The 11472-nt window shown below is 61.1% G+C and carries 10 protein-coding genes; 5 read left to right on the top strand and 5 right to left on the bottom strand.

Translation table 11 applies throughout. The annotated features are described in order from the left end of the window. Positions 1–42: 42 nt before the first annotated feature. From BLP65_RS02395 to BLP65_RS02385, 3 genes are all read right to left on the bottom strand, one after another. Positions 43–816, bottom strand: coding sequence for an ABC transporter ATP-binding protein (locus tag BLP65_RS02395; RefSeq protein ID WP_092992201.1), 774 nt, complete (start codon positions 814–816; stop codon positions 43–45). Further along, positions 813–1799, bottom strand: a complete 987-nt coding sequence (locus BLP65_RS02390) for a FecCD family ABC transporter permease (RefSeq protein WP_092992199.1) — start codon at positions 1797–1799, stop codon at positions 813–815. Before BLP65_RS02390 ends, BLP65_RS02395 begins: the two co-directional genes overlap by 4 nt. A gap of 345 nt (positions 1800–2144) precedes the next feature. Then, on the bottom strand, positions 2145–2798 hold the full coding sequence (locus BLP65_RS02385; protein ID WP_092992197.1) for a histidinol-phosphatase: 654 nt from the start codon (positions 2796–2798) through the stop codon (positions 2145–2147). Between the two features lie 27 nt (positions 2799–2825). On the opposite strand from BLP65_RS02385, the gene BLP65_RS02380 reads away from it, so the two are divergent. From BLP65_RS02380 to ptsP, 3 genes are all read left to right on the top strand, one after another. Then, positions 2826–3107: a hypothetical protein gene (locus tag BLP65_RS02380; RefSeq protein WP_092992195.1), complete on the top strand. Its 282-nt coding sequence runs from the start codon at positions 2826–2828 to the stop codon at positions 3105–3107. After that, the gene (locus BLP65_RS02375) at positions 3100–3624 is read left to right on the top strand and encodes an RNA pyrophosphohydrolase (protein WP_092992193.1); all 525 of its coding nucleotides are present in this window, start codon (positions 3100–3102) and stop codon (positions 3622–3624) included. The genes BLP65_RS02380 and BLP65_RS02375 overlap by 8 nt, the downstream gene beginning before the upstream one ends. A 111-nt stretch (positions 3625–3735) precedes the next feature. Next, positions 3736–6006, top strand: coding sequence for a phosphoenolpyruvate--protein phosphotransferase (gene ptsP / locus BLP65_RS02370; protein WP_092992191.1), 2271 nt, complete (start codon positions 3736–3738; stop codon positions 6004–6006). A 447-nt stretch (positions 6007–6453) separates the two neighbouring features. Here the strand turns inward: ptsP and BLP65_RS02365 are convergent, their stop codons facing one another. After that, positions 6454–7314, bottom strand: coding sequence for a Dam family site-specific DNA-(adenine-N6)-methyltransferase (locus BLP65_RS02365; RefSeq protein WP_092992189.1), 861 nt, complete (start codon positions 7312–7314; stop codon positions 6454–6456). 149 nt (positions 7315–7463) lie between these two features. Continuing rightward, positions 7464–8792: an amino-acid N-acetyltransferase gene (gene argA, locus BLP65_RS02360; protein WP_092992187.1), complete on the bottom strand. Its 1329-nt coding sequence runs from the start codon at positions 8790–8792 to the stop codon at positions 7464–7466. A 334-nt stretch (positions 8793–9126) separates the two neighbouring features. Here argA and argE point away from each other — a divergent pair, with 334 nt between their 5' ends. Next, positions 9127–10284, top strand: a complete 1158-nt coding sequence (argE, locus tag BLP65_RS02355) for an acetylornithine deacetylase (protein ID WP_092992185.1) — start codon at positions 9127–9129, stop codon at positions 10282–10284. A gap of 522 nt (positions 10285–10806) precedes the next feature. Continuing rightward, positions 10807–11415 carry a Maf family protein gene (locus BLP65_RS02350; RefSeq protein WP_092992183.1) on the top strand — a complete coding sequence of 203 codons (609 nt, stop codon included), beginning with the start codon at positions 10807–10809 and terminating at the stop codon, positions 11413–11415. Positions 11416–11472: the final 57 nt, after the last annotated feature.

Raw genomic sequence — 11472 nt, 5'->3', positions numbered from 1 at the left:
ACTCGCCACTCGCCACTCGCCACTCGCCACTCGCCACTCGCTCTATCGCGGGAGGAACGCGCGGCCTGCGGGGCCCTCTACGGCGGCTACGGGGTAGCCGTAGAGGGTGCTGAGTCGCTGCTCTTCGAGCAGCTCTTCGGCGCTGCCCGCCTCCCAGTGGCCATCGCCGAACAGCAGCAGGGCATGGGTGGCATAGCGGGCGGCCAAATTGGGGTCGTGCAGGACCATGACGATACCCCGGCCGTTTTCCGAGAGCCTTCGCTGCTGGTCGAGGATGGCGATCTGGTGCCGCAGGTCGAGGTGGTTGGTGGGTTCATCCAGCAGCAGTAGTTGCGGGTCTTGGGTGAGGAGCGTGGCCACCGCGAGCCGGCGGCGCTCTCCACCGGAGAGGGAGGCGGCGTCGCGTTCCAGGAAGCCGTCGAGGTCGACGCTGTGTAGTGCTTCGATGGCGCGGGAGCGATCCTGCGGACCTTCACCGCGCCACGGCGAAAGGTGTGGATGGCGGCCCAGCAGTGCCGTTTCGAGTACGGTGGCGGGAAATGGGTCGCGACTCTCCTGGGGCAGTATGCCGAGGCGTTTCGCCACCTTTCGCCTCGGCAGGTCCGACAACAGCTGGCCGTCCAGGTATACCCGTCCGGTATCGGGTGGGTGGAGCCCCGCCAGGGTCAGCAGCAGGGTGGTCTTGCCGGCGCCGTTGGGGCCCAGAATGGTCCAGCGTTCGCCGGGTGCGACCTCCATATCCAGGTCCCGGCAAAGGGTCTTTCCCGGCACCGACAGGGTCAGCTCTTCGGCGGTGAGTAGCGGCGCCGGACTCATTTGGGTGACTCCCTGCGGCGGTCGCTTTTTTGCAACAGAAACAGAAAGACCGGCACGCCAATCAGCGCCGTCAGTACCCCGACCGGCAGTTGCCGCGGGGCGATTGCGGTGCGCGCCAGGGTATCGGCCAGCACCAGCAGGGTCCCCCCGAAAAGTGCCGCAGCCGGCAGCAGCAGCCGGTGTGCGCTGCCGACCACCAGCCGCATCAGGTGCGGTACCACCAGTCCCAGAAAGCCGATGCTGCCACCCAGGGTGACTGCGGCGGCAGTCAGTAGCGCAGCGGCGAAATAGAGCGCCAGACGAAGACGGCTGATCTCCACCCCGAGCGCCGACGCCTGCAGTTCGCCCCTTGCCAACAGGTCCAGAGAGCGGGCCAGCGGCAGACTCAGAAAGAGGGCCGCAATCGCCAGCGCCAGCGCGGGCCAGGGGGTGGTGATGTGGGACAGGTCTCCCATCAGCCAGAAGAGCATGCCCCGCAGGTCTCGCTCGGGCGCTACCGAGAGAAAAAAGCTGATCAGTGCCCCCCAGCCTGCGGCGACGATCACTCCGGTCAGCAGAAGGCGGGTGGTGGACCAGCGCCCGCCGGCCCCGGCCAGAGTGAACACCACCGCGACCGAGAGCAGGGCGCCCGCCAGTGCCCCGCCGGATACCAGGACGGCCCCTCCACCGAGCAGCAGGACGATAAGCGCCCCAACCGCGGCGCCGCCGGAGGTTCCGAGTATGTAGGGATCGGCCAGCGGATTACCCAGCAGTACCTGGAGATAGGCCCCTGCCAGCGCCAGGAGGGCGCCGACCGCGAAGGCACCGGCGACCCGGGGCAGGCGCAGCTCCAGGATGACGCTGCGGGCCAGTGGTTCTCCCTCTCCACTGAAGACCTGCCACAACTCAGCAAAGGTGATCGGAAAACTACCCGCAGAGAGCCCGCCCAGCCAGGTGAGGCCGGCAATAAGAGCGAGAGCGGATAGCCAGGACAGGGTACGCATTAGATTCAGTGGCTAGTGGCTAGTGGCTAGTGGCTAGTGGCTAGTGGCTAGTGACGAGTGGCTAGTGACGAGTGGCTAGGTGCGAGATTCGAACCTCATCCCTCGCCACTCGTGAGCTCATCCCTTGCCACTCGCGCCATTCTGTTCGCGATTATACGGGAAAAAATGTCGGGCTTTAGTCGTCACAGGCCGATGACGACCTGAAGTTCGACCTACAGACACGCCTGGACACGAGGCACGAGATTCGAGTCGTCTCTGGCTCTCGTCTCTAGGCCCTAATCCCTCGCCACTCGCCACTCGCCCCTTGTCACTAGCCACTCGCCACTCGTCCCTCGTCACTACCCACTACCGCAACGAAAGAATCTCCCAGCCGCGTGCGCGTGCGGTCTCTGCGAGTGTGTCGTCGGGATCGACCGCGACCGGGTGTTCGACCTGCTCCAGCAGGGGGAGATCATTTTGTGAATCGGAGTAAAACCAGCTACCTTTGAGCGTTAGTGACGTCTCGTCGAGCCAGGCCTTGAGACGCTCTACCTTGCCCTCTTGAAAGCAGGGCAGTCCGGCTACATTGCCGGTGTAACGGCCATTCACCTGCTCGGGATCGGTGGCCAGGATGTCTTCGATGCCGAAGGCCGCGGCGATGGGAGCGGTGACAAAGCGGTTGGTGGCGGTGATGATCAGCGGGCGCCGGCCTTCGTTACGGTGACGCTCGACCAGGGCACGGGCTTTTGGCAGTATAATCGGCTCTATCATTTCCTCCATGAAGATCCGATGCCAGGCTTCCAGTGTCTCCGGCCGATGTTCAGTGAGGGGCTTGAGGCTGAAACGAAGGAATTCATGGATATCCAGGGTGCCGGCCTTGTACTGTTCGTAAAAACGCTGGTTGGCCCGTTCGTACGTCTCACCATCTACCAGGCCCTTGCGGACCAGAAAACGGCCCCATAGGTAGTCGGAATCCCCGCCCAGCAGGGTATTGTCCAGGTCGAAAATGGCGAGTTCCACTGCAGTGCTCCCGTTCGGTGAGGGAGAATGGTAACCGGCCGCCTGCTGCGAACCAAGGGGTTGGCCGCGGAAGCGGCGGCAGCACAAGGTTTCAACAGCGTAGGAGCGGTAGAAGCCGCGAAAAGGGTTTACCAGGAGCCTGTCGGATTATGGCTGCTCCTATCTGCGGCTTCCGCTGCTCCAGCCCCATCGGGCCCGGAGGGAGTGCGTGGGCGTTTCTCGAAGCAAAAAAGCGGACAGCTTGCCGGTATGCCGGATTTTGTGAAAAACTTCCGGGAAGAGCATTCGGCGGTGAAACCAAGTGATTGATTCGGAGGGCTATCGCCCAAACGTAGGTATCATACTGTGCAACCCGGAGCGAAAGCTGCTTTGGGCCCGCCGCTATGGGCAGGATGCCTGGCAGTTTCCCCAGGGGGGGATTCGCTTTGACGAAACGCCGGAAGAAGCCGTCTACCGCGAACTGATGGAAGAGGTGGGTCTTGAAGCCCATGATGTAGAGATCATTGGTTGCACGCGGGGTTGGTTACGCTATCGTCTCCCCAAGCGCTTCATTCGCCGCAAGAGTCGGCCGCTCTGCATCGGCCAGAAGCAGCGCTGGTTTCTTCTGCGGCTGACCAGTATGGATTCCAGGGTGAAGCTCGATCTGACCGACGCGCCGGAATTCGACGACTGGCGCTGGGTGGATTACTGGGACCCGCTGCAAGAGATCGTTTTCTTCAAACGCCGCGTCTACGAAAGAGCCCTCAACGAGCTGGCCCCGCTGCTGTTTCCTGAGCAGAAAAGTGCCCGGATGGCCTCGGGACGCCGCAAAACCACGGCGCGCTGAGGTTCCGTGAAAGCATTCTGTGGCGACTGAATGCAGAAAGTTACTCTTCGCGGATCCTGGCCCCGTTTTTTCGCTTCGTTTTCCTTATGAGCTGCCCATGGGCGAGGATTAATGTTCAGTCTGCTGCGGACCATTGTTCAGGAAGTCAACGCCGCCCGAAATCTCGATCAGGCGCTGGAGATCATTGTCCGGCGGGTGAAAGAGGCTATCGGGGTGGATGTCTGCTCGATCTATCTCAGCGACAACGGCGCCCGCGAACTGCTGCTGATGGCCTCCGACGGACTCAATCCGGAGTCCGTGGGCACGGTGACGCTCTCCTGGGAGGAGGGGTTGGTCGGTCTCGTGGCGGAACGCGCCGAGCCCGTCAACCTGGAAAACGCCCCCGCTCACCGTCGCTTTCGCTACTTCCCCGAGACTGGCGAGGAGCGTTACCACGCCTTTTTGGGCGTTCCCATCATTCACCACCGCAAGGTCCTTGGAGTCCTTGTGGTTCAGCGGCACGCGGAAGGTCGTTTCGACGAGGACACCGTCACTCTTCTTGTCACCATCGCGGCGCAGTTGGCCGGTGCCATTGCCCATGCCGAGGCCGTGGGAGCACTGGACGGCCTTCAGGAGCAGAACGGCAGGATGGATTCCCGGCCGCTGCCGGGGTTGCCGGGCGCTGCCGGGGTCGCCATGGGTACGGCGGTGGTGATGCACCCTTTTGCCGATATCGACGGCATCCCCGATCGACCGGCTGAAAGCCCGGATGCGGAAAAGACTCGCTTCCTGGATGCGGTATTGCTGGTGCGGGACGATGTGAAGGGAATGATTGAGCGTATGGAAGGGACCCTGCCTTCCGCGGACAGTGCCCTCTTTGATGCCTATCTGATGATGCTCGACAGCGACAGTCTGACCGGGGACACCCTGGAGCGGATCGACGCGGGAAACTGGGCGCCGGGAGCCCTGCGTGACACCATCACGGAGCATGTGCGCGCCTTCGACGCCATGGAGGATGTCTATCTGAAGGAGCGTGTGGAGGATGTGCGTGATCTGGGGCGGCGGATCCTCTACCGCATGGAGCAGCAGGACAAGCCTAAAGAGCGCAAATATCCCAAGGAAACCGTGCTGATTGGTGAAGAGATCACCGCATCCATGCTTGCCGAAGTACCACCCGAGTGCCTCGCGGGCGTGGTTTCGGTGAGGGGCTCGCGTACCTCTCATACGGCCATTCTCGCCCGTGCCATGGGGATCCCGGCGGTAATGGGCGTCAGAGACCTCCCCGTAGGCAAGGTCGATGGCCGCACCATCATCGCGGATGGCTACAGCGGGCGTATCTATATCAATCCGTCAGAGACGGTCACTCTGGAATATATCCGCCTCCAGCGTGAGGAGGCGGAGCTTTCAGAGGGCCTGCTATCGATACGGGATCTGCCGTCGGAGACCACTGACGGCTTCCGGGTGCCGCTCTATGCCAACACAGGACTGGTCTCGGACATCCGCCCTTCGATCCATTCCGGCGCCGAAGGCGTGGGGCTCTACCGGACCGAATTCCCGTTCATGATCCGCGACCGCTTCCCTGGTGAGGAGGAGCAGCGGCAGGTCTATCGTCAGGTACTGGAGGCATTCCAGCCGCGGCCGGTGGTGATGCGTACCCTGGATGTTGGTGGCGACAAGGCGCTGCCCTATTTCCCCATTCAGGAGGACAATCCATTTTTGGGTTGGCGCGGCATCCGGATTACCCTGGACCACCCGGAGATCTTCCTGGCCCAGATCCGGGCGATGATGAAGGCCAACATCGGGTACAACAACCTCGCACTGCTGCTGCCGATGATTAGCTCCGTCGGTGAACTGGACGAGGCGCTGGTGCTGATCCACCGTGCCCACCGCGAATTGCTGGAAGAGGGGGAGCAGGTCATCCTGCCTGCCATCGGCGTCATGGTCGAGGTGCCCTCGGTGGTCTTCCAGGCGGATCGAATCGCGCAGTCGGTGGATTTCCTGTCGGTGGGAACCAACGACCTGACCCAATATCTTCTCGCCGTGGACCGCAACAATGGCCGGGTAGCGGAACTCTACGAATCGTTGCATCCGGCGGTGCTGAAGGCTCTGATCCAGGTGGTGGAGGGGGCGCATCGGCACGGCAAGCCGGTGAGCGTATGTGGCGAAATGGCCGGCGACCCGGCGGCGGCTATTCTGCTGGCGGGGATGGGTATGGATTCGCTGAGTGTAAGCTCCTCCAGTCTGCTGCGGATCAAATGGGTCGTTCGCAGTATCTCCATGCAACAGGCGCGCAGCCTGCTGGACGAGGCACTTCAGATGGACCGTCCGGAACTCATTCGCGAGCGTATGAATGCCGCTCTGGAAGAGAACGGCCTCGGTGGACTGGTGCGTGCCGGTAAGTAACCAAAGCGGGTAGCCACCGCAGAAGAGAGGGAAAAATCCCCGAATCACCCCGGATGTCCGGACTTACCGGTGCAAAAGTGGGTTTGGGTTTTTGGGTGGGCGGTTAATCGCCTGCCGGTGATTGATTTGCGCTGGCGGCGTAGCTGTGAAGTGTCGGGTTCGAATTTCGGGCAAAAAAAATGCACGGCTTCCGTGCCGTGCGTAGATTAGGGAGGAGGACGGCCAGGAGGGGGAAGGGACCGTCTTGTACTCCCCATGTCGCTTGTTGCCGATAAATATATCGCAAGGCGCGTGCCAGTTTTCCAGCTATCCGGAAAATTGTCGGATTCGCTCTCAAGTCGCTGATTTATTTGGTAAGTACTTTTACCGAACGAATATGGTAGTTGCTGCAAGCGTGCCGGCACGTGCCAGAAATGGCGAACTGCCACTTGTGGAGTGTCGAAATTGTCAGACCCCCTGACCGTTTCGGTGGATGGGCTCGTACAGCGCAAGGAGTTCTCCGGCCTTTCCCCGCTTTTCCCCATTGCAGCTGATGTAGCGCTGCACCTCAAAGCGTTCGATGTCGCAGCCGGTGTAAAGGCGCTCGGTTTCAGGCGTGTCATGGTTCGATATCAATACCGGAATTCCGCTGCGGGCTGCCTGCCGGGCCTTTGCCGCCAGGCGTCGCTGCGCTTCCAGATCGAATCCGCCGGCGGAATAGGCGGTAAAGTTGGCGGAGGCGGAAAGGGGCACATAGGGCGGATCGCAATAGACCACATCGCCGGTTTTCAGACGCGACATGGTTTTTTCGAAATCCTCGTGGCGGAAGACGGCGCGTTGGGCCTTGCGGTGGAAGGTCTTCATCTCGTCGGCTGGAAAGTAGGGCCGCCGGTAGCGTCCGAACGGGACATTGAATCCGCCGCTCCGGTTGTAGCGACAAAGCCCGTTGTAGCCGTGGCGATTCAGGTACAGGAACAGCGCTGCGCGGCGCACCGGATCGTCGGTATCGTTGAACTCGTTGCGAAGCCGGTAATAGGTCTCTTCACGATTGTTCTCGGGTCGGAACAGCGCATAGCAGCACTCGATGAACTCCTCGCCCTGTGTTTTCAACGTGCTGTAGAGCTCGACCAGATCGCGATTGCTGTCGGACAGCAGATAGTGTGGGTAATCGGTGTTGAGAAAAACCGCGCCCGAGCCGACAAAAGGCTCCACCAGCCGCTTTCCGGCAGGCAAGCAGCTGCGGACGCGGTCGAGGATACGAAATTTGTTTCCCGCCCATTTGAGAAAGGGACGGTTTAACGGTTGACCGTTGGGTGCAGAGATAGTCATGGCCTGGATTATGCGCCGCCTGCCTGCAGGCGAGGCGCAGCGAGCACGAAGGGATTATCGATCGGATCGGTTCCCTGCAGAGCAGCCCTGCAGGTTGCATTCAAATGCATCAATTCATCCGTATCCTTGCGTTCGCGTGCGGCAGGTTTCTAAAGCTCTTTGATAAAGACCTTGGAGCGGCGCTGGTAGTTATACATCTCTTGCCGCTTCACCGGTAGCTCCTTGAGTGTGGCGGTACGAAATCCGCGTTCCTGGAACCAGTGGGCAGTTCGGGTTGTGAGCACGAACAGTCGCTCTACGCCGAGTTTTCTTGCCTTACGCTCCACATACTCGAGCAGGGCGTCGCCGCGCCCCAGGTTCCGGTAATCGGGATGTACCGCCAGGCAGGCGAGTTCCCCGACTCTCTCCTCCGGAAAGGGGTAGAGGGTGGCACTGGCGACGGTCATGCCGTCGCGCTCAACGACGATGAAGTGATCGATCTCCATCTCCAGCCATTCGCGGGAGCGCCGCACCAGCACACCCTCCTCCTCCAGCGGGGCGATGAGCTCCAGAATTCCTCCCACATCGTCGATGGTCGCCGGCCGCGTATCCTCGTAGGATTCGGCGGTAACGAGTGTTCCCACTCCGTCGCGGGTGAACAATTCAAGCAGCAGCGAACCATCCTGATGGCGGTCGATCAGGTGGGCACGGCGAACCCCTTCACTGCCGGCAAACTGGGCGGAGAAGAGACACTTGGCGATCCCCTCGGGGATGTCGCCGTGGCCGTCAAACCACTCGGCCGCCTCGTCAAGGCTGATCTCACGCACCAGATTTCCATCTTTGTCTGTAAGGCCGGGACCGTCCACCAGATAGATGAGCTTGGAGGCACCAAGCTCGACCGCAGCGGCAGTGGCCACATCCTCCGCGCTGAGATTGAAGATTTCCCCCGTTGGCGAGTACCCCAGTGGCGAGAGCAGGACGATGGCACCGTCATCGAGCTGTTTGCGGACCGCCGACTCGGCGATGCGCCGGACCTCCCCGGTGTGCAGGTAATCGACTCCGTTGCGGATCCCCAGCGGTTGGGCGGTGACGAAATTTCCCGATGCGACGCGGATTTCGGCACCGGCCATCGGCGAATTGGCCAATCCCATCGACAGCAGTGCCTCTATTTCGACGCGGACGGTACCCGTCGCCTCCTTCACGCAGGCCAGTGCCTGCTCGTCCGTCACCCGCAGACCGTTGACATACTTCATCTTCGCGCCCCTTTCCCGCAGGCGCTCCTCAATCTGCGGTCGAGCTCCGTGCACCAGCACCAGACGCACGCCCAGACTGTTGAGCAGGGCGATATCGTGAACGAGGCTGGCGAACTGCTTCTCGGCCACCACCTCGCCTCCGAAGGCGACCACAAACGTACGCCCGCGAAAGGCGTTGATGTAGGGCGCTGAATTGCGGAACCAGTGAACGTAGTCGTGGTTAGCAGTCTGTGAAGGATGGGTCAACGTCGTTTTCCCTCAGAATTCGGGCCTAGCCAAAACGATATTGTCGGAGCCCGCACGCTCGCTGACAAGTAACTTACGAGATACGAGATACTAATAAAGATTTCGAGATTTGGGATATGCCCGTGCCTCACCACTCGCCACCCGCCCCTCGTCTCATCAGGAACAAACATGTGACCGTCATTGCGAGGAGCCTTGGCGACGCGGCAATCTGGGGTTTGGGAGCAGGAGATTACTTCGTCGCTTAGGCTCCTCGCAATGACAGGGGGTTCCTTCGCCACTAGCCACTAGCCACTCCCCACTAGCCACTAGCCACCGACTGGTCCAGAATCGTGGTATGGCTCAGCTACCCGATCTCTTGTCACGGCTTACCGAGTTGGTTGCCGTCCCGTCGATGAGCAGCGTAAGTCCCGAGTTTGATACTAGCAACCGGGGTGTCATCGCACTTCTGGCGGAGTGGCTTAATGACGCCGGTTTTTCGGTCGAGGAGTTGCCGCTTCCTCACCAGCCCGACAAGGCCAATCTGATTGCGACGCTCGGGAAGGGGTCGGGAGGGCTGGTGCTGGCGGGCCATACCGATACGGTACCGTACGACCAGGGGCGCTGGAACCATGACCCGTTCAGTCTGACAGAGGCAGAGGGTCGGCTATACGGACTTGGTATTTGCGACATGAAGGGCTTTTTCGCCCTGGCTATCGAGGCGGCGAGCCGTTTTGACCCCGCCCGTTTGAAACGGCCGCTGCTGATCCTCGCCACTGCGGACGAGGAGAGTTCCATGGAGGGTGCGCAGGCGCTGGTGGATCTCGGCAGGCCCAAGGCCCGCTATGCCGTCATCGGTGAGCCCACTGGATTGAGGCCGGTGAATGCCCACAAAGGCATCATGATGGAGGCGGTGCACTTGAGTGGGAGGGCCGGACACTCGAGCGACCCCGCGTTGGGCGTGAATGCCCTTGAAGGAATGCACAAGGTGCTGGGCGATCTGCTGGCCTGGCGTGACCAGCTACAGGCAACACATCACGATCCGCAGTTCAAAGTGCCGGTACCCACCCTCAATCCGGGGCACATCCATGGCGGCGACAATCCCAACCGGATTTGCGGCTCGTGCGAGTTGCACTTCGACTTGCGCCCCTTGCCGGGGATGGATCTGGAGGCCCTTCGCCACACGCTCGATCAGCGTCTGCAACGGCTTCTGGATGGATCGGAGCTGGGTTGGGAGCGGCGTTCACTGTTCGGCGGGACACCACCCATGCACACCGCAGCCACTTCCGCCGTGGTGCGGGAGGCTCAGCGCCTTACCGGACATGTCCCCGAAGCGGTGGCATTCGGCACTGAGGGACCCTATTTCACTCAATTGGGGATGGAAACGCTGATTCTCGGCCCCGGCGACATCGCCCAGGCGCACCAGCCTGATGAATACCTGGCACTGGATCGATTACGGCCGATGGTCGATATTCTGGAAGGGCTTATCCACGGGTTTTGCTGTGAGGATGGCTAAGTGGTTAGTGGTTAGTGGTTAGTGGTTAGTGGTTAGTGGTTAGTGGTTAGTGGCGAGTGGCGAGTGGCGAGTGGCGAGTGGCGAGGGGCGAGGGGCGAGGGGCTAGTGGCGAGGGAACCCCCATGTCATTGCGAGGAGCCTAGGCGACGCGGCAATCTGGTACTTGGCACTTTGAGATAGCTTCGTCGCTGAGGCTCCTCGCTATGACAAGAGGGAAGTTTGTCATCGATTCGGGGCCCCGTAGCGGCGGGTACGGCTTGCAATGACGGTCACATGTTTGTCTCTGATGAGGCGAGGGACGAGTGGCGAGGGATTGTCGTGTGGGTCGGCCTTCAGGCCGCCGTTGTGTTGTGACGGGCTAAAGCCCGACCTACATTGCCAGCGACCGCCGTTCCTGTAGGTCGGCCTTCAGGCCGTCGTTGCATCTGGAAAGCTGAGTCTGACAGGTGTGAGCGATTGCCAACGCCAACCGACCCATTTCCGCACGATCCGCTAGAATAGGCGGCTTGTCCCCGAGGGAGAATCGATTTGTCTGCCAAGCCGCTGATCCATCTGGCTTCCGCATCGCCACGGCGTGGTGAACTGCTGAAGCAAATAGGGGTTTCTTTCAATCAGTTTCCGGTCGATATTACGGAAGTGTGCCGGACCGGGGAGGTGGCCGAGGTTTTCTGCCTGCGACTGGCCCTGGAGAAGGCCCGTGCGGGTCGGGCGCGGCTGCCATCCTCCGATTCGCGGCCGGTACTCGGTTCCGATACTGTGGTCGTCCTGAATGAACACGTGCTGGGCAAGCCCGCCGACCGGGAGGATGCGCTGGCCATGCTTCGGCAGCTGTCGGGCCATACCCATGAGGTCTACACAGCGGTGGCGCTGGTGGGTGTCGATGAGCGGGCCGAAAGCCGACTTTCGGTCAGCCATGTAACCTTTCGGGCGCTCGATGAGGAAGAGATCGCGGCTTATTGGGCAACGGGTGAGCCGCTAGACAAGGCCGGCGCCTATGGGATTCAGGGATTCGGTGCTGTTTTCGTGGAGCGGCTGGAAGGAAGTTATTCCGGTGTGATGGGCCTGCCGCTTTTTGAAACGGCGGAGTTGCTGGGACATTTCGGCATCGAGATATTCAAGACAGAAGAATAACTAACCACAGAGTCCAACGAGGTTTTTTGGAGGGGTATTGCCGTGCGACCGCTTGCA

This window comes from Thiohalomonas denitrificans (assembly GCF_900102855.1).
Taxonomy (GTDB): domain Bacteria; phylum Pseudomonadota; class Gammaproteobacteria; order Thiohalomonadales; family Thiohalomonadaceae; genus Thiohalomonas; species Thiohalomonas denitrificans.
Note: the sequence above shows the minus strand (reverse complement) of the source record. Positions and strands in the feature narration are given on the sequence as shown.

Coding starts and splice junctions, on each gene's coding strand:
- ptsP (WP_092992191.1), top strand. CDS start 3,736: ATGTTCAGTCTGCTGCGGACCATTGTTCAGGAAGTCAACGCCGCCCGA.
- BLP65_RS02390 (WP_092992199.1), bottom strand. CDS start 1,799: ATGCGTACCCTGTCCTGGCTATCCGCTCTCGCTCTTATTGCCGGCCTC.
- BLP65_RS02365 (WP_092992189.1), bottom strand. CDS start 7,314: ATGACTATCTCTGCACCCAACGGTCAACCGTTAAACCGTCCCTTTCTC.
- argE (WP_092992185.1), top strand. CDS start 9,127: ATGGCTCAGCTACCCGATCTCTTGTCACGGCTTACCGAGTTGGTTGCC.
- BLP65_RS02395 (WP_092992201.1), bottom strand. CDS start 816: ATGAGTCCGGCGCCGCTACTCACCGCCGAAGAGCTGACCCTGTCGGTG.
- BLP65_RS02380 (WP_092992195.1), top strand. CDS start 2,826: ATGGTAACCGGCCGCCTGCTGCGAACCAAGGGGTTGGCCGCGGAAGCG.